General features: G+C 57.8%; 16 protein-coding genes and 1 tRNA gene. 11 read left to right on the top strand and 6 right to left on the bottom strand.

Translation table 11 applies throughout. The features are described from left to right. Positions 1-141: 141 nt before the first annotated feature. Positions 142-660: a hypothetical protein gene (locus ASAC_RS00655; RefSeq protein WP_013266051.1), complete on the top strand. Its 519-nt coding sequence runs from the start codon at positions 142-144 to the stop codon at positions 658-660. A gap of 199 nt (positions 661-859) precedes the next feature. Here ASAC_RS00655 and ASAC_RS00650 read toward each other — a convergent pair whose 3' ends face one another. Next, entirely contained in the window at positions 860-3,787 is a 2,928-nt protein-coding gene (locus ASAC_RS00650; protein ID WP_013266050.1) for a DNA-directed DNA polymerase I, read from the bottom strand. A 264-nt stretch (positions 3,788-4,051) separates the two neighbouring features. Next, positions 4,052-5,269: a M48 family metalloprotease gene (locus ASAC_RS00645; RefSeq protein ID WP_148217231.1), complete on the bottom strand. Its 1,218-nt coding sequence runs from the start codon at positions 5,267-5,269 to the stop codon at positions 4,052-4,054. A 218-nt stretch (positions 5,270-5,487) separates the two neighbouring features. On the opposite strand from ASAC_RS00645, the gene albA reads away from it, so the two are divergent. Then, positions 5,488-5,787 carry a DNA-binding protein Alba gene (gene albA / locus ASAC_RS00640; RefSeq protein ID WP_013266048.1) on the top strand — a complete coding sequence of 100 codons (300 nt, stop codon included), beginning with the start codon at positions 5,488-5,490 and terminating at the stop codon, positions 5,785-5,787. A 19-nt stretch (positions 5,788-5,806) separates the two neighbouring features. Here albA and cmk read toward each other — a convergent pair whose 3' ends face one another. Next, positions 5,807-6,364 carry a (d)CMP kinase gene (gene cmk, locus ASAC_RS00635; protein WP_013266047.1) on the bottom strand — a complete coding sequence of 186 codons (558 nt, stop codon included), beginning with the start codon at positions 6,362-6,364 and terminating at the stop codon, positions 5,807-5,809. 87 nt (positions 6,365-6,451) lie between these two features. Between cmk and ASAC_RS00630 the strand changes: the two genes are divergently transcribed. After that, positions 6,452-7,126, top strand: coding sequence for a hypothetical protein (locus tag ASAC_RS00630; protein WP_013266046.1), 675 nt, complete (start codon positions 6,452-6,454; stop codon positions 7,124-7,126). On the opposite strand, the gene ASAC_RS00625 is transcribed toward ASAC_RS00630, so the two are convergent. Further along, positions 7,092-8,117, bottom strand: coding sequence for an AbrB/MazE/SpoVT family DNA-binding domain-containing protein (locus ASAC_RS00625; protein WP_013266045.1), 1,026 nt, complete (start codon positions 8,115-8,117; stop codon positions 7,092-7,094). The two genes, ASAC_RS00630 and ASAC_RS00625, sit on opposite strands and share 35 nt — an antisense overlap. 185 nt (positions 8,118-8,302) lie before the next feature. Here ASAC_RS00625 and glnA point away from each other — a divergent pair, with 185 nt between their 5' ends. Continuing rightward, positions 8,303-9,652 carry a type I glutamate--ammonia ligase gene (gene glnA, locus ASAC_RS00620; RefSeq protein WP_013266044.1) on the top strand — a complete coding sequence of 450 codons (1,350 nt, stop codon included), beginning with the start codon at positions 8,303-8,305 and terminating at the stop codon, positions 9,650-9,652. 51 nt (positions 9,653-9,703) lie between these two features. Here glnA and ASAC_RS00615 read toward each other — a convergent pair whose 3' ends face one another. Then, positions 9,704-9,943 (bottom strand): ferredoxin, encoded by a 240-nt coding sequence (locus ASAC_RS00615; RefSeq protein WP_013266043.1) that lies wholly within the window; start codon positions 9,941-9,943, stop codon positions 9,704-9,706. A 283-nt stretch (positions 9,944-10,226) separates the two neighbouring features. Between ASAC_RS00615 and ASAC_RS00610 the strand changes: the two genes are divergently transcribed. Further along, the gene (locus tag ASAC_RS00610) at positions 10,227-11,003 is read left to right on the top strand and encodes a proteasome assembly chaperone family protein (RefSeq protein ID WP_013266042.1); all 777 of its coding nucleotides are present in this window, start codon (positions 10,227-10,229) and stop codon (positions 11,001-11,003) included. A 13-nt stretch (positions 11,004-11,016) separates the two neighbouring features. Then, entirely contained in the window at positions 11,017-11,490 is a 474-nt protein-coding gene (locus tag ASAC_RS00605; RefSeq protein WP_013266041.1) for an Hsp20/alpha crystallin family protein, read from the top strand. Here the strand turns inward: ASAC_RS00605 and ASAC_RS00600 are convergent. Beyond that, positions 11,485-13,569, bottom strand: a complete 2,085-nt coding sequence (locus ASAC_RS00600) for a (Fe-S)-binding protein (RefSeq protein ID WP_013266040.1) — start codon at positions 13,567-13,569, stop codon at positions 11,485-11,487. The two genes, ASAC_RS00605 and ASAC_RS00600, sit on opposite strands and share 6 nt — an antisense overlap. A gap of 146 nt (positions 13,570-13,715) precedes the next feature. Between ASAC_RS00600 and gyaR the strand changes: the two genes are divergently transcribed. The 5 genes from gyaR (at position 13,716) to ASAC_RS00575 (ending at position 18,045) form a co-directional block, all read left to right on the top strand. Further along, positions 13,716-14,723, top strand: coding sequence for a glyoxylate reductase (gyaR, locus tag ASAC_RS00595; RefSeq protein WP_013266039.1), 1,008 nt, complete (start codon positions 13,716-13,718; stop codon positions 14,721-14,723). Positions 14,724-15,102: 379 nt separating this feature from the next. After that, entirely contained in the window at positions 15,103-16,041 is a 939-nt protein-coding gene (locus ASAC_RS00590; protein WP_013266038.1) for a carbon-nitrogen hydrolase family protein, read from the top strand. Positions 16,042-16,076: 35 nt separating this feature from the next. Further along, positions 16,077-16,922, top strand: a complete 846-nt coding sequence (gene udp / locus ASAC_RS00585) for a uridine phosphorylase (RefSeq protein WP_013266037.1) — start codon at positions 16,077-16,079, stop codon at positions 16,920-16,922. 69 nt (positions 16,923-16,991) lie between these two features. Then, positions 16,992-17,876, top strand: coding sequence for a dimethylarginine dimethylaminohydrolase family protein (locus ASAC_RS00580; RefSeq protein ID WP_013266036.1), 885 nt, complete (start codon positions 16,992-16,994; stop codon positions 17,874-17,876). A gap of 91 nt (positions 17,877-17,967) precedes the next feature. Then, positions 17,968-18,045, top strand: a tRNA-Arg gene (locus ASAC_RS00575). Positions 18,046-18,194: the final 149 nt, after the last annotated feature.

The raw sequence follows: 18,194 nt of genomic DNA, 5'->3' as shown, positions 1-18,194 counted from the left end.
TTTCACCTTTTTTAATTATGACGTCTCACGTGGCGGTATTTCCAGACAATGCTCGCAGAAGCTGATAGCCCCCGTTTCGCGGAGGAAAACTATAATTTAGCTGGCTGTCACTAACTCTGTGAGTCGTAGAGGTGAGCTAGGTTGGCGGCAGAGGAGAGCTCTAAGCCCGTGCTGTACAGGCTCGTGCTCAGGAAGACAGCTAGGGGGCTAATCATACAGTTCAGGGGGCCAGGATCTCAGGGAAGGGAGGCCACCCTGGTAAGGATAGGCGGCAGGAAGGCGCAGCAGCTCTTTGACATGCTTTCCACGGCACTTAAGAACGGCAACTACATAGAGGAGGAGGCCAGCACCGGCAACTACACGTCATACAAGATAAAGCCTGAGGTCGGCGCCGCGGTTGGAGGCTTCCTGGTGATAACTAGGAGGAGCAGGGACCCAACCGCGTGGGCGCCCTACTTCGCCGACCTCATAGGGGGCACCAAGTACCCAGGCTCGCGCGAGGTGCTGAGCTCAGTGCTGAGCCTGGGCCTGCAGCTGAGCAAGATATCACCGCCCCCAGCGAGGGCCAGGATGCAGCTGAACCCCAAGATACTTGACGCCATAAGTGCGGGCCTCAAGGTCACCGCCAGGAAGCTGTGGGGCATAAGGAGCCCCAAGTGATGACGAAAGCCTATAGCCCTTTTTCCTGATTTTCTTTAACTTTAGTGTTCTTCGCTATGTTTTCCTTTGCGCGAAGGCCTTTCAATTCTTAGCAGTGGAGCTCAGAGCACTTAAACTTCTTCCACAGCTGAGGAGGCGGCGGATGAAGAGCGACTTCGGCCCGACCCATGGGATGAGGAACCGTGTGAGGGCTGACGCTTCAGAGGAGCTTCTTGACGCCAGTCATCTCATCCCATCTGACCCCGAAGGCCAGCAGGAACTGCTCAAAGGCTGACCTCACGTACTCCAGGTACTTAGTAGTGTCAACGTCGGCCAGCCTTGCAAGCCTCACGGGCTTAACGCCCACCTTATCCTTCGTCTTCACGAACGATATTATGTCCCCCCTGGTGACGGGGACGCCCTCGTTTATGAGGAGCAGGGCTGCCTTGACGTGCTGTGGGGTGTTCTTCTTGTACTCCATCGGGTCCTTGCTCATCATCACTGATATGGCGAGCTGGTCCAGCGTGTACTCCCTCCTCCTGAGCTTAGTGTATATCTCCTGCACCTTCTCCCTGAGCAGGTCCAGGGTCTTCTCCAGGTCCTCCGGGCGCTGCAGGCCGCTCAATATCTTCATGACGTCGGCCGTCTCAAACTTTATGAACTCGGGCGTGTTGCTCTTCTTAGCTACCATGCCCTTTATTATGTAGCTGTCGCCGTCAAAGCCTACATAGTTCTTCTTGAGGCCGCTGAAGAGCACCAGCCTGAAGGTCTTATCTATGTCCAGGTCCATGCCCAGCTTCTCCTGCACGTACTTTATTATTTCGTTGAGGGCGTCCTTCGGCGGGTCCCAGACGAAGAGGCTGTCAGTGTCGCCATAGAGTATGTGCAGGTTCAGCTCCGAGGCCCTGCGCAGCGTCTCAAGCAGCGTTGCCCTACCTATCGCTGTGACGCTCTCGGCCACCGGGAGGCTGTAGAGCGCGAACGCCTCGTTTCCGAAGACGCCGTAGCTAGCGTTTATGTACACCTTCATAGCCGCCTGGACGGTCTCGTACCAGATCCTCTCCTCCTCGCTTAGGTCCTTGCTCTTGGCCTTCTTCTTGTACACCTTAACCCTGAAGTCCCTCAGCAGTCCCACGAGCTGGCTTGAGATCCCCCTCCTGTCCATGCATATCCTGTGCCCAACCTCAGGGGCCTCGACGTACTTCTGGCAGTACGGGTTGTCGACAGTCTCATAGCTCAGGTTCCAGTTCCTTATAACGGACGGGTACAGGCTTGCGAAGTCAAGGACTATTACGTTGAAGAACACGCCCTGAGGCGGCTGGAGCACTATGGCGCCCCTGTACTTCTTGTCCTTTATTATGGCGGCGCTCCTCGGGGCCTGCTTGCCTATCATCCTCTCTATGTCCTCCCTGCTCGGTATCAGCAGGCCCCTCCTCCTGTGCTCCCAGTAAAGGGTGCTCTTTATCCAGGCCGAGACCTGGGACCTGGAGACCTCCTCAAGGCCTGACTTGCTTATTCTCATCAGGAGGACCAGCAGGTTCCAGGTGAGCTCGTTGTTGAAGATGACGAGGCCCATGGTCAGCACTGAGTCCTGAAGGTTATAGGCCGCCAGCTCGTCAAGGCTCACGTCGTTAAGGAACGTGCTGATCTCACGCTTCGTCTGGCCGAGGAGCGCCTCGGAAACCGCCTCAAGGCTCTTCTCCCTGTACTTATTGCCGAAGGCGTAGCTCTGCAGGGCCTTTATGTCAAAGACCCTGTGAAGGTCCACGTGCAGCCTTCCCTTGAAGGTCACGTAGTCCTGGAGGAACACTATTGGTATGTCCTCCGGCCTCACGCCTAGGTTTACCAGCCTGTTGTAGATATATGGCACGTCAAAGTTGTCGCCGTTGAACGTGAAGACCACGGCGTAGCGGCTCAGCCTCCTCAGCAGCTCGAGCAGCATGGCCCTCTCGCTGTCGAAGAGCTCAACCTCGCCTTCGAGCTTCTGCCTGCCGCTGAACCGGCTCGCAGGCCTGGCCAGCAGGAGCACGGACTTGTTGCCCTTGTCATCTACTATGGAGACGCTCATTACCGGCATGTCAGCCTCCTTGGGCTCAGGGAAGCGGCCCTCGCCAGGGGCCACGACCTCTATGTCGAAGGCGACCTTAGGGACCTTGGGTGACGGCTCCTCAAATATGTACTGCCAGTCAAGCGCCATGTCCCTCAGGTCCTCGGTGAAGGACTCCTTTATGAGCTTCTCCAACTCCTCGCTGCGCTTCCACTCCTTCTGCCTCCAGCTGTCAGACACGTCGTACGGCATGCCAGGTATGAGCTGGCTGTCATAGATGTAGTTCAGGAAGTACTTTATGTCCGCCTCCCACACCCTGTAGCCCTTCTCTGTAAGCACAGCCCTCAGCGTCTTGACGGCCAGGGGATCGTTGGTTATTATCTTAGTCAGCTTCACGTCGCGGTTGGTTATAGGGTCCCTCTTGGTCACCACTGCGAGGTTGCTGAAGGACTTGTACTTGGTCAAATCTATAGGGGGTCTGCCGTCCTCCCCGAGCTCCATGTTTGTCAGGAAGTAGGGCTTATGCCCGGTCCTGTCCACCCACTTAACCACTTTACTTGTTGAGGGGTCATATATGAAGGCGACGGCCTTGCCAAGGTCGCCGTCATACCTTACCTCAAGCAGGTAGCCTGACGCCTGGGCCGCGTAGGTCTCCTCCTGGAAGAGCCACCACTGGCCTGGGACCCTCTGGCCCTGCTGGGCCTCAACCAGGTAATCATTGGAGCTGGCGTACCACGCGTAGGTCTCGGGAAGTCTAACTTCCTTAACCTCAGGCTCGCTTCTTGGCGGCTCCTCCGGCTCCTGCTGAACCTTAGTAGGGACCTCGCTGGCCTCTTGCTTATCGATCCGCTCTGCCTTTGGCCTCTGGGCTGTCTGGGGCGGCTCCTGGGCGCTGGGCTCGCTCATGAAGTCTAGTATGCTTCTGGCCGCCCTCTTACCCGTGGCAGGCTCCGGCTGCTTCTGGCTCTGGGGCTGTTTTGCTGGGGCCCTATCATTGCCGCCGCCCTTCCCTTCTGATTTTGCTGAGGCCGCTGAGCTGCGTCCTTCGTTGGCCCTGCCCTGCCCTCCTGCCTGGGGGGACCCGTCGTTACGCAGGGCCATCTCGAGCTGCTTCAGGAACTCGTCCAGGTTTGGCCCCTTCTTCTTGGCGGCCGGTTCAGGCGTCAGGCTTCAACCCCAGCTGTTGGAGCTGCGCTGGCACCTATTAATGAAAGGGCCCCAGGCTGGCCCGAACCCGCCTAGGGGGCTTAGCCCTCCACCAGCGACGGTATTATCTATTTTTATTTATTATTAATTTATATGGTGACTTGACGGGGCAGCCCCAGGTGGAGAAAGCCTTCACTTAGAGCAAGAAAAGACTTCGAATTAAGGCTCAACAGGATTCACGGAGTACCTTATGTTGTCAATGAACCTGAGCCTCTTTGGTATAGGCGGGTGCGTTGCAAACATCTCAGCCACTGGATCCGTCTTCTCATTCTTTATCTTCTCTATCAGCTGGTCGACGTCGTAGTCCCTGTACCTGCTCAGGTCAGGCTCCTTTCTCCTCCTCCAGGGCCATGCGCCCTCATCGGGCTCGTACAGGAAGCCCCCACTTATTTCAACGAAGGGCGCCACTATGAAGAGCGCCTTAAGCATGGAACCGCTGCTGGAGTTGACCTGGTGCTTAAAGTAGTTGTTGCCCTCTACCGCTATGTGGAGCCTCGCCAGGGCCCTCTGTATCTTCCTTGGGGAGGTCACCATGGCGCTGTTAGCGTCTGCATAATATTCCCTTAGCCTGTTGAAGTTGCCGACCAGGAACCTGAACACGACGCCTACCACCACCAGCAGCATTCCAACAAGCATCAGCAGTATGCCGCCGTTTGCCCCGCTGCCCCTGCCCCTCCCCTCGCCGCCACCGCCTCCAAAGAAGCCGCTCCAGATGAGCATCTGACCTAGGTAGTAGACTGCCAGGGGTATGACGCTTAGTGCCAAGATCCATGAGACGTCCCTGTGCCTGAGGTGACCTACTTCATGGCCTAGCACAGCCTCAACCTCGTCGTCGGGCATCAGGTTGAGGAGCCCCCTCGTAACGGCCACGTAACTGCCAGACAGTGGGCTGCCGTAGGAGAAGGCGTTTGGCACGTTGGTCTCTGCTATCCTGAGCTTAGGCGTCCTTATGCGACTCCTTCTGGCGACCTCCTCTAGCATCGCCTGGTACTTCTTCTCTTCGTCAGTCCTGGGCGGGTGGGTCCTGTACACCAGGTTTATGAAGAGCGGCGAGAGGAGCCACTGTATCAATATTATGAAGAACGTGAATATGACGGCAGTCATTACTAGGTAGGAGCCCGCGAGCGAGTACCCAAAGATGTAGCCAATGAGCTCGGCCACCCCTATGAAGACGCCGACCCCAGCTAGGACTATTGCCACTGCTGTTATAGCCATTGAAGTCCTTAGCCTCGCCAGGCTCTTAGGCTCGCCCTTGATCGCCTTAGGCGCTATTGCCGCCATTAATGCCACCGCGCCCCCAGCGGCTATAGAAGTTAGGATCAGCAGCCACCAGTAGGCCATCATAAACGCGAAAAGCCCAAAGAGCGGATCGTACATTACCACGCTGCACACCTCCTCCTGTCACTTTTTATTATCTCTTCTCATAGTTCATTTCCAGCCCAGAGAAGTTAAAAGCGCTAGCTTCAATTAGGCAGGCCACCGCCAGGCTCCGACAAAACGCCTGCCCAAACAGCGCGGGAGGCTCCAAAAAGCTTTTATATGGGCTATAGTCCTACTGCAAATCAGTCCATAGGTCTAGGTCTGAGGTGTCCGAAATGGTCTGTGAGGGCGCACCTGAGGTAAGGATCGGTAAGAAGCCTGTAATGAACTATGTTTTGGCAGTCCTGACAACCCTAATGGAGCAGAACGTCAGCCAGGTGGTGATAAAGGCCAGGGGAAGGAACATAACTAAGGCCGTAGACACCGTCGAGATAGTGAGGAGCAGGTTTGCCAAGAACGTCACAATAAAGGGCATTGACATAGGCAGTCACGACATAACTGTCACCGACCCGCAGACGAACCAGCAGAAGACAAGGAGGGTAAGCAGCATAGAGATCTGCATAGCTAAGGCCTAAGCGCAGGCCTTCAGCGAAGTCAAACAGAAAGGGCCTTTTTGACGAAGGTAAGGATCACCTGATAGGTCTCTTCGATGCCCATCCTCGTGGTGTCAACCACTAGGTCATAGCTTGACAGGTCCCTCAGGTCTATGCCGTAGTACTTGGCGAACCTCTCCCAGTGGCTTATCTCCCTCTGGGATGCCTCGAACAGCGCCTCGCTCTCAGGCTTGGAGTCCCTTAAGGCTATCCTCCTTGTCCTCTCTGGCAGCGAGGCCTTGACGTATATCGTGACGTCCGCCAGGTCCCTCAGGAGCCACCCGGCCAGGTGGCTGTCTATCACGACGCAGCCCCTCCTGGCCTCGTTAAGAGACTCAGCGTCTATGGCGAGGTCTATGGATGGGTCCCTCTCAGCGAGCCTGTTAAGCTCCATGAGGCTGACCCCCATCCTCTCCGCGAGGCTCCTGAAGGCCTGACCTGTGGTGTAATACCTCAGGCCGAGCTCGGCCGCGAGCCTCCTTGCATAGGTTGACTTGCCCGAGCCCGGCTGGCCTGAGACTACTATGACAGGCCTACGACCGTCGCATATGGAGCTCAAGCCCCTAAGCCTCCTTAAGGCTCTTAAGTTAGGCGGTTCAGATCAGCTTAATAGGCTCTTAGGCGTGCGCCTGCCCGGGTTTAAGACTTGTCCCAGCAGGGGGGTCCTAAGTCCAAGGCGGCAGCGTTCATAGTGTTAATCGCGCTTGCCGTGGTCCTGATCTCCACCAACGTGGCTTGGTACTTTAACTACACTTCCCTGCAGTCCAGGTATAACAGGGTCTACTCAAGTCTTCAGAACGTCACGGGCTACGCCCTGAGCACGGCCAAGCTGCTGAATGAGAGCGTCAAGCTGCTCAAGGACTACGAGAACCTGACGAAGTACCTTAACACCACAATAGACGTGCTGAACGCCGAGAGGTCGCTCCTAATTACTAACGTGTCCCTGGAGCTTAACCTGATAGCCGTAAAGAGCTTTGACGCAGCCGTGAACCTCACAATAGAGGCGAACCAGACTCCTAGCGTCTACTACAGGTATGAGCTGGTCACTGCCGCCTCCGAGGCCGCCAACCTGAGCGTGGAGGCCATAAAGTCCCTGCAGCTGGTGGGGGCTGAGGCGGGGGCCAACTCTACCCTTACTGGCTACCTGTCGCAGGCGGAGCAGGCGGCCCAGAACCTCTCTGTTATAGCAAAGTCTTTGGTCAATGGGCCTGACCCCCAGCTGCAGGGGAAGCTTACGTCGGTGACTGACAGCTTCCTCTCATCGCTGCTCAGGGCCGAGAGCTACATCATATCTCTTGCTCGGACTCAGAGTACTTCTTGAAGAGCGCGTGGCAGAGCAGGGTCTCCTCTATGTTCTTTATAATCCTCGCTATGTCAAGCGTCTTAGCCAGTATGTAGGCGTAGGCAGCCGTTGAGTTGCGCACTATGTCGCTGAGCTCCCCTTCAAGGTCGAGCAGGCTCCTGAGCTTGAAGTACGCGTCCTCCTCCTTCTTTATGCTAGGCGGCTCCACCCCAAGCGAGGCGGCCACCAGGGAGACCTCAAGCACCTGGAACAGGAACTTGACCCTGTCCCTCTCGTCCTGCGTGAGCTGGCTGTCCAGGGTCAGGAGGTCCTTGCCCAGCTTGTAGAAGGAGTCGTTGACCAGCACCATTAGGCCTACCCCAGCCATGAGGAGCCTGTTCAGGTGCTCCTGAGATATCCCGTATCCCACGCCTTTGGCCCCCGACCTGAGGGTCCTGAAGGCCAGGCCCCTCAGGTCGCTGTATATGCTCTCGAGCTCCTCCTCGGTCATCCTTATGCCGGCCACGTGCTGGGAGAGCCTCGAGAAGGCCGAGGCGAGGCTCCTGCCGTAGTTGGCCAGCGCGTTTGCTATGTCGTCCCTGTACTCCTCTATGGCGACGTTGACCTCATACATGTTGTTCAGGTATACCTTGACGCTGTCATTGTTTATAGTCTCCGAGACCCTGCTTATCTTCTCCACGAGGTCGGCCCTTATGGGCCTGTTGGAGTAAAATGTCAGGCCGTCAAGGCCTGACAGGTAGGCGCAGAAGACCACGCGGCCCAGGTGCTTGCATATGTTGAGGTGCTTGAGCGAGAAGGACGCAGTAAGAGGCCTGCCCTTGACGTATGGTATAACCACGAGCCTGTCGCCGTCCTCAACTATGGTTACCATGCTGCCTGCCTTGAGGCCGTGCGACCTCGCCCAGTCGCGCGGCAGCGTTATTATGAGCGACGAGGTGCCCAGCTTCTGGACTTTGCGGGGAAGGACGCGGCCCTCCAGGGAACCTTCATCGGAGGTGAGGGCTTTCAAACTGCTCCCTATTAAGGTATACAGAGTGGGACAAATAAATGTACAGCGGTTAAAAGCACTCCACCATAATTCTACAAGTATTTGTATATGTCTATCATAAAAATTAAAGCGCCTGTTTTATCTGAAAAGGCTTAGAAAAATTTATAACCTAGTGTGCTACAGGTTACCTTGCCTGTGAGGCCGACATGGGCGAGGCCGAGGCAGGTAAGGATCCTGATTTCCTGGAGGTACAGTATATAGACCTGCCAGGAATTGTAAGGTCCGTGACCATACCTTACGAGAGCTACCTCAAGAAGTCTGACGGCTTTATTGCGGCCTTTGACGGCAGCAGCGTTGAGGGCTTCGAGCCGATAAACAGGAGCGACCTCCTTTTGGCAGCCGACAAGTCAACGTTCTCGAGGATACCGTGGAGGCCCGAGAGGGCCAGGGTACTGGGCAAAATATACGAGCCGAGCGGCCAGAGGTACCGGAAGGATCCCAGGTACGTGGCGGAGGCCACAATAAAGTACCTTGCCGACAGCGGTTACGGCCCCCTCGCGGGCGCTGAGGTGGAGTTCTTCCTCTTCAAGTCACTTAAGATAGACGTCCTCAACCCGCTGAGGGGCGTAGGCTACTCAGTAGTGAGCCAGGAGCAGCCGTGGGACACCGAGGCGCCGCACAGCGTGGTTAAGAGGGCCTACCACCTTCCTGAGCCCATGGACACCCTCGAGCCCATAAGGGAGAAGATGTTGAAGTACTTCAGGGCGTTCGGGTATGACTTCAACGCCACCCACCACGAGGTCGCGGTGTCCCAGTCGGAGGTGAGCGTGAAGGCTGGCGACCCGCTGTTCGTCGCTGACGAGATAGTAACATTCAAACAGGTCGCCAGGCAGGTCGCCAGGGAGAACGGCATGGTTGCCGTCTTCCTTCCTAAGCCGCTCTACGGGGACAACGGCAGCGGCCTTCACTTTCACTTGAGCCTCTGGGACTCCAAGGGAAACAACCTCTTCGCTGACGACAGCGACGGGCTGAGCCAGACGGCCAGGTACTTCATAGGTGGCATACTGGAGCACGGCAGGAGCCTTGCCGCCTTCGTTGCGCCAACCGTTAACAGCTACAGGAGGCTGGTGCCGGGCTACGAGGCCCCGGTGTACCTGGTCTGGGGCTACTCTAACAGGAGCGCCGCCGTTAGGGTGCCGGCCACCGGAGGCAACAAGGGCCTGACGAGGGTGGAGTTCAGGAGCCCGGACCCCCTCTGCAACCCATACCTGGCCCTGGCGGCTACGTTCCTCGCTGGCTACGATGGCATAGTTAGGAAGATAGACCCCGGCGACCCCGTCAGCGACAACGTCTATGAGATGGAGGGCAGAAGCCTCAAGACTTTGCCCAAGAGCCTCGACGAGGCCCTTGACGCCCTGGAGAGCGACTACCAGTACTTGCTGCCAGTCATGAGCAAGGAGCTGGTGGAGTCCTACATAGAGGTTAAGAGGAGGGAGTCGGACGCCATAAGGATGTACCCGTCGCCTGTGGAGCTCTACATGTACATGAGCTATTGAACCTGCCAAAAAGGGGCCTCTCGGTTCTTTTTTATAAGGGTTTCGCGAACTTTATGCGGGCTCGACGTGGATTATGCTGGTCGGGCAGCTCTGCTGGGCGGCCTCGGCGCAGTCCTTCATGTCGTCTGGCACCTGGCCAACATTTATTGTGTTGGGGTCGGTCCTCCACTTGGCTATTATCTGGCTCTTGCCGTCCACGTCACTCATCTCAAAGACGTCTCCGCACAGGCTCACGCAGACCATGTCAGCTATGCAGTTGTCCCTGGGGTCTATCGAAACCTTCAGGGTCACTCTAGGTCACCACCCTTGCCGACTCACACGTTCTGGGTGAACAGATACAAAAATCTTATCACTAGTTAGACAAGGACTGTTATTGAATGGCTCTGCCCCGCTCTTTCTCCTATATATCACTGAGATTCATTATGATGAAGAGATCGCTGCACCGGATTAGCCTCCTGCGTCAGGCTGGGCCTGCTAGACCTTGACGCGGGAAATTGCGCGCTCGGTGCGGTCTGTTTCCGCCATCATTCTTTTTTATTATTGTTTGTAACCAGCTGTGAGACGGTGCTGCAGGGTGCCTCTGGCAGCTTATGAGGAGGAGATCCTAGGCTATAACTTCATAGAGTACGGCGAGCTCGGCAAGCCTAAGTACCTGGTGCTGGGGATACCGGACGCTGGCCTCGTGGGACCCATAGCTTCTGGCCACATAGTAGGGAGCCTCAAGTTAAGTGACGCTGTGGGCATAGAGAGCTACGGCTACCTGCCCCCAGCGGCGGTGGTGGTCAACGGCTCGGTGAAGTACCCAATAAGGATATACTCGGGCGGCAACATGGCCGTTCTCGTCACCGAGGTCATGCCTGTGGCCAGCGGCATAGTGCCCTTGGCCATTGCGATAGTGGAGTTCGCCAGGAAGAGGGGCATAGAGTACATAGTGGGGATCTCCGGCCTCGGCAACCCGGCCAGGGCTGAGGCCCAGCCCTCGCTCTACTGGCTCGCAACCACCCCTGAGGCCGAGGCACTGGCGGCCCCGCTGAAGGACATGGGGAAGCCGTTCCCCGACGGCCTCATAGTCGGCCCCTACGCTACCATACTTAAGGAGTCCGTGAAGAGGGGCGTGAACACGCTGCTGCTGTTGACGGACTCATTTGTTGACATACCGGACCCGGAGGCGGCGGCCCTCGCTGTCCAGGGGCTGTCGAGGGTCACCGGCGTAAGCGTTGACGTGAGCCAGCTGCTCCAGGAGGCGGAGACCCTGAGGCTGAGGCTCCAGGGCATGGCAAGGGAGGCCAAGGACGCCCTGGCCAAGGTAGGTAAGGGCTATGAGTACAGGGCGCCACTAATATACAGCTGAGGGCTGACCCGACATGTCATATGATGACGTCTTCGAGCGCATGAGGAAGAGGGCGCTGAGGATAATGCGCGATATCATGTCTGACTTCGACGAGATGGAGGCCTGGATGAGGTCAATGGTGGACGACCTCGAGGAGGAGATGAGGCCTGAGCAGCTGTTTGAGGAGAGGCTCAAGGAGCTCAGGAGCGGCGTGCTGAGCCCACTCATAAGCGTGCATGACAGGGGCGACCACCTAGTGATAGTGGTTGACCTGTCTGGGTCGGACCCTCGCACAGTTGACGTCAGGCTGACTCGCGACAGGATAGCCGTGAGGGCCCAGATAAGGAGCGAGGCCCTGAGGAAGGCCTACGGCCAGGTGTCCTGGGCCAGAAAGGTCAGCTACTACAGCGGGGAACAGGTGCTGCCCGAGCCCGTGGACCCAAGGACAGCCAAGTCTGAGCTGAAGGGAGGGGTCCTCATAATAACGGTCAGGAAGGCCTCCTCATGAGCTTCCCTTGTCCTCCTTGACTGACGCCTTAAGTATCTCGGCTATATCCATAACTTCAAAGTTGAACTTCCCCGACTCGGCCCTGAACATTGTGTTGCAGAAGGGGCAGGCCACGGCCACGACCTTCCTGCCGCCCTCGCCCAGGGTCTTTGAGGCCTCCTCGGCCCTAAGGGTCGATATGCGCTCCCCCTTCTTCACCTCATAGAACAGCTGCCCGCCGCCGCCCCCGCAGCAGAAGCTCCTGGACCTGTTCCTCGGCATCTCCCTTATCCTGAGGCCCGTGGACTCTATGACGCTCCTGGGCTCCTCGTAGAGGCCGTTCCACCTGCCGAGGTAGCACGGGTCGTGGTACGTGACCACGGCATCTATCCCCTTGCCGGGCCTTATCCTGCCCTCCTTGATAAGCCTTGCGAGCACGACTGAGTGGTGCTCAACCTCTAGCTTATCTAGGACCTCCGCCAGCTTTGCGGTGTCCTCCCTCTTGGCCAGGTAGTCCCTGTAGAGCCTGTAGTTGTTCTTGAAGTTATTGAACCCGTGGGGGCAGCTGACAAGCAGTTTCTTGAACTTGTACCTGCTGAGGACCTCCAGAGCCTGCTTCATGAGCTCAACGTAGAGGGCCTCGTCACCTATGGCCCTCGCGGGCTCGCCGCAGCACCCCTGCTCAGCTGGTATAGCAACCTTGACGCCCGCGGACCTCAGGAGCGATACTATGGCCTCGGCCACGGGCCTTATCCTTGGGTCGTAGGAGGTTATGCAGCCCACCCAGTAGAGGTAGTCGTACTCCTCCCCCTCCTTGGCTATTATGTCATCGCCATACTTCTGGGCGAGCTCGTTCAGCCACTGCTCCTTGTCATATGGGTTCGCCCCAAGCGGGTTGCCGTTCTGCTGCAGCCTGTAGAGCGCGTCGAGGGCGTCCTTGGGGACGTCCTCGGAGCCCACGCTGACCATGCCCCTCCTCAAGTCTATTATGGTGTCAACGTGGTGGATTGTGACGGGGCACTCGTAGACGCAGGCGCCGCAGGTGACGCAGCTCCAGAGCGCCTCAGGGTTAACCTGCAGCCTGCCGCTGCCCCAGGCCTGCTGGTCCCAGAGGCCCTCCCTCATGGCGTCACGCATGGTAACTATGACGTCCCTCGGGCTCAGTGGCTTTCCCGCGGTGAACGCTGGGCAGGCGTTGGTGCACCTCATGCACGATGTGCATGCGTCGAAGTCCAGGCGCTGCTTCCAGGTGGTGTCGGAGAGCTTCACCACGCCGAGGGGCCTGCCCTGCTCTATCCTCTCGTCAAGGTCCGTCACGGGCTTGACCCCCTGAGGGGCGGCGCCCTGCCTCTGGAAGGCCACGTTGAGCGACGCGGCGTAGATGTGCCAGAGGTTGGTGAACGGAATTATTGCCAGGGCGGCCATTGCTATGCTCATGTGGAAGAGCCACAGGCCTCTGTAAATCTCCTGCAGCTCTGGCACGGGCACCGTCCTAGCCCACGTGAACACTAGGTAGCCAACTGGGTCAAACCACGGCCTCTCCCACGTGTACCTGTAGGCAACGCCAGCTATGCCGTCAACGAGGAAGCCGGTTACGACAATGACCAGGAGGAGGCCAAGCACTAGGTAGTAGTATGGGTCCTGGGGCAGGTTAGGGGTGAGCCTGAGCCTCCTCCTTACAATGGCTATGGAGGCGCCCACTATAACCATTAGGCCGGCCACGTTGTTGAGCAGCTTGTAAGCGTAGAACACGTCACCGGTCAGGAAGACAACTACGTGCATGTTTATGGCCCTCAGTATGGTCGCTATGAAGAGCCACCCTATGCCGTAGAATATCAGCGCGTGCATGGTCCCTGGGAAGCGCTGCCTCAGGGTCTTCCACTGCAGCAGCGCGAACTGGGCGAAGTTCCTCAGCGCCTTGGACACGGGGTAGCCTGGCGGCCAGAACATGAGCCTCCACTTGGGCAGGCCGTGGGTCCACCTCCTGTAGCCGTCGTATGCCGCGTAGAGAAGCCACAGGAAGACCACGAAGCCTATCGCATATACTAGGGCCTCGTACTGCTTGACCCAGGCGAAGTTGACTATGCCTATGTAGGTCAAGCTAAACGCCGAGACGTTCGAGGCCAGATTGATATAAAAGCCTTGAACTATGGCCTGTACCTTTGCAGTCTAGCCGGTCACAATTTAGCTCGCGTCAGGCAGCTCACCGTTTTAATTCAAGCGTCCACGGCTCCCTGGGCGAGAGCTTGGAGCTCAGGCTCTTCGTGACTAGGGAGATACCGTTCCCCGCCTTTGAGTCCATAAAGGGGCTTTTCCAGAAGGTCGACGTGTGGCCCGAGTACAGGCCCCCGACCAAGGAGGAGCTCATATCTAGGGCCAAGGGTGCGCAGGCCCTGGTGACCATGCTTGAGGACAAGGTAACGTGTGACGTGATAGAGGCGCTGAGCCCCGAGCTCAGGATAATAGCACAGTACGCCGTGGGCTTTGACAACATAGACCTCGAGTGCGCCACGAAGCACGGCGTCTACGTCACTAACACCCCCGACGTGCTCACCGACGCCACGGCTGACCTGACCTGGGCCCTCATACTTGCCGTGGCCCGCCGGATAGTGGAGTCGGACGCCTACGTCAGGAGCGGGGGCTGGAAGAGCTCCGGCACCGCCTGGCACCCTACTATGATGTTAGGCTTCGACCTCGTCGGCAAGACCCTGGGCATAGTGGGAGGGGGCAGGATAGGCCAGGCGGTCGCCAGGAGGGCCAAGGGCTTTGACATGAGGATAATATACAACAGCAGGAGGAGGCACCCGGAGATGGAGGCCCTGGGGGCAACTTACGTTGACCTTGACGAGCTCTTCAGGGAGAGTGACATAGTGACCCTGCACGTGCCCCTCACGCCCGAGACCCAGAACCTGGTCAACGAGTCCAGGCTGAGGCTCATGAAGAGGACGGCCATAGTGGTTAACACTGCCAGGGGAAAGGTAGTAGACATCGATGCCCTCTACAGGGCCCTCAAGGAGGGCTGGATAGCCGGGGCGGGCCTCGACGTGTACCCCACCGAGCCCCTCGACCCCTCGCACCCGATAACTAAGCTGAGCAACGTGGTTTTGACCCCCCACATAGGCAGCGCCACCAGGGAGACCAGGGCAAAGATGGCGGAGCTAGTGTACAGGAACCTTGAGGCGTTCAGCAGGGGGGAGAGGCCTCCGACGCTGGTGAACGAGGAAGTCCTTAGGGTCAGGCCGCCCGGCTTCTGAGCCGCCATGGGCGTACTCCTATGGAGTATAACGCCAAAGATAGGAACCTGAATCGGCCTCCCCGCTCTCAGGAGTATAAACTCTTAAGAGTGCGGGCAAGTACAAAGTATCCCCGGCCCGTAAGGGCCGGTGACCTGAATTGGCAAAGAAGAAGAAGACCGCTGAGCAGCAGGGTGAGCAGAAGAAGTAAGCTGCTGATAGTCGCTTTAGGTTCTTATCATTCTGAAAGCTAACCTTTTTGTTTCACCCTTAGGTTAGCCTTCAGCTGAAGTTCATAATACTCATAGAGAAGGTCGTTCCCCTAATGATATGGGCTAAAAGCCTGTATAGGCTTTAAGTCCACTTCGCCTAACTGAATCAAGAGCCACAGGTGCCGGCGATGCCACTGAGGATAGCAGTGCTGCACACCCGCATAAGGCTTGGCGCTAGGAGGACCAACACTAAGAGGTTCCTTGAGCTCGCGGCTAAGGCTGTGAGCGATCATCCTGTTGACATTCTAGTGCTTCCGGCCTACCCGGTCACAGGCCCAATAGTGGGCTACTACCCTGACCAGAAGGTCCCCTCAATACTCAAGGGCTTTGCGGAGAGGATCTCGGAGTCAGAGATGCAGCTGAGCCCCACGCTAACCATGGTGTCTAAGGTCAGCGAGGAGTATGGAGTCTATGTAATAGCTGGCCCCCTTGTCGAGAGGGCCGGGCCCAGGCTCTACCTGACCACAATAGTGGTGGGCCCCAACGGGAGACTCATAGGCAAGTACAGAAAGGTGGCGCTTACAAGGAAGGAGAGGGAGAGCGGGCTCACGCCAGGCAAGGATGTCCTGGTGTTTGAGGTCGGGCGCACTAACGTGAGGGTCGGGGTCTTTGTTGACGAGGACATAAACTACCCCGAGGTCCTCAGGTCCCTGTCGTATAACGGGGCTGACGTAGTGATAGGCGCTATGCTGCCGTTCCAGTCTAACTTCATAAGGATGAGGTCCGAGCCCAGCAACGGCATACTCACGCTGGACTATGAGCAGGTAATGGAGCTCCTGGACGTGAGGACCCGCGAGAACGGCTTCTCTGCGGTGCTGGTGGGGGGCGCTGTCGAGGGATCCAACGGCCTTGGCTATGTGGCCTTTATGCCCACAATAATGGCCGAGCCGGAGAACGGCGTGATAAAGGACAGGATCAGGCTCTTTGACGACCTCGACCTCCCGGTCTACGTTGAGGTTGACAAGGCCGCCTCGAGGGAGCCGAAGGACTTCCTCTACCCCCTCCTCAGGTCGCTCTGCAGGAACAGCGGCGCTAAGGGAGGGGAGCCCGAGGAGGAAGAGCTTTAGTTCTAGGCGAGGCCTCGCCTTACGCAGGGGCCAAAGTGGAGGAGCGCATGTCTTCAGCTTCAAGGCCCTTCGACTCGGAGGGCAGGGCCTACCACCTGGGCCTCAGGAAGGGCGACGTGCCAAAGTACGTGCTTATGCCAGGCGAGGTTGAGAGGGCCTCAAGGATAGCCTCCTCCTGGGACAGGAGCTGGAGGCTGGCCCAGAGGAGGGAGTACTCAAGCTTCAGGGGCGTTTACAGGGGCGTTGACGTGGCGGTGGTCTCCACGGGCATAGGGGGACCTGCCACCGCCATAGCAGTTGAGGAGCTGCTGGAGCTCGGCGCTGACACGCTGATAAGGGTTGGAAGCACCGGCGCCATACAGGATGACATAGAAGTTGGGGATATAATAATAACCACCGCCGCGGTCAGGATGGACGGCACGAGCTACCAGTACGCCCCGGCCGGCTACCCGGCCTCGGCCAGCTACGAGGTAATCATGGCCCTGGTCGAGGCCGCCGAGAGCCTCGGGGTGAGGTACCACCTTGGCATCACGGCCTCTACTGACAGCTTCTACGTGGGCCAGGGGAGGCCGGGCTACGGGGGTTACATGCCGAGCTGGTCAAGGAACCTCGTGCCTGACCTGAGGCAGATGAGGGTGCTGAACTTTGAGATGGAGAGCGCCACCCTCCTTACCTTAGCAAATATATACGGCTTCAGGGCGGGGGCAGTGCACGCCGTCTACGCCCAGAGGGTTAAGGATGAGTTCGTTGCCCACGCTGGCGAGGAGAACCTGATAAAGGTGGCTGACGAGGCCGTGAGGATACTTCACGAGTGGGACGAGGTTAAGGGGAGGGCCGGGAAGAGGTACTTCTACCCCTCGCTCCTGAGGCCTGGCCCCTGAGCGCCTTTCGGTGCGTTCAAGTTAACAGAAATTTAATGTTTGGAAGTTAAGCCTAGCCTGGGACCTAGCATGGGAGGCCTTCTTGTGAGCTCTGAGGTGGGCAGGCTAAGGGAGGTCTTAATGCACGTGCCCGGCCAGGAGGTGTCTATAGTTAATGAGAGCAACTACCGCCGTTACCTCTTCCGTTCCCCAGTGAACCTGGAGGAGGCCAGGAGGGAGGTAGAGGGCTTAATAGAGGTCTACCGCAAGGAGGGGGTTCAGATTCACACCGTTGAGGGCCTCACAGACAAGCCAAACGCTATGTACGCCAGGGACCCGTTCTTCATGGGGCCCTCGGGCGCGATAATATCGAGGTTCATGTACGAGGTCCGCAGGGGCGAGGAGAGGGCCTTCAAGGATAAGATAGAGGGCCTCGGCTACCCCATAGTGAAGGTTATGGAGGACGACGAGGTCTTCGAGGGGGGCAACGCCATGATGCTCTCGCCAAAGGTTGCAATAGCCGGCGTGGGCGAGAGGACCAACAGGAAGGGCCTCTGGTCCTTCATAGAGACTGTGAAGTCCATGGGGGTCGAGGAGGTGGTCGAGGTGCAGGTACCTATAAACGTCATTCACATAGACGAGTACATAGCCCAGGTTGACGTGAGGACGATAGTTACAGTGAGGCAGATGTTCCCGTGGGAGGCCATGGACAGGCTGCAGAGGCTTGGGTTTAACGTGCTGCCAATGGAGTACTCCCAGCTGCCCGGCGGCGTGAGCGCGAGGCTGTGCCTTAACATGGTCGCCCTCAGGCCCCTCAAGGTGGTCATGGGCTCTGGGTGCGACCCCGTCAGGAAGGCCCTGGAGTCAGAGGGCGTTGATGTGATAGAGGTCAAGATTGACGAGGTTCTCAAGGGAGGCGGAGGGGTGCACTGCCTAACTGGGGTGCTGAGGAGGGACCAGGTGAGCGAGAGCTGAGCTGCAAGGCAACTCCAGGCGGCTCCTTGGTTCCAAGGATCCAGTAAAGTTAAAATAAGGTGGTGGGCTACCCCTCTGCGAGGAGGCCGGTGGACCCGTAGCTCAGCCAGGACAGAGCGCCGGCCTCCTAAGCCGGTGGTCGGGGGTTCAAATCCCCCCGGGTCCGCCACATCGCTGGGCTCCAGCTGGGTTCTCTATCCTAATATTCCAGGTCCGAAGAGTAATACCAACACTTCATGGTTGTTGCAGGGTAACGCTATGCGGCCCACGTCTGAGAACTAATATATTCAGTGGCTTCATAAAATATACTGTAGGCTT

It is taken from the genome of Acidilobus saccharovorans 345-15 (assembly GCF_000144915.1).
GTDB lineage: Archaea > Thermoproteota > Thermoprotei_A > Sulfolobales > Acidilobaceae > Acidilobus > Acidilobus saccharovorans.
Note: the sequence above shows the minus strand (reverse complement) of the source record. Positions and strands in the feature narration are given on the sequence as shown.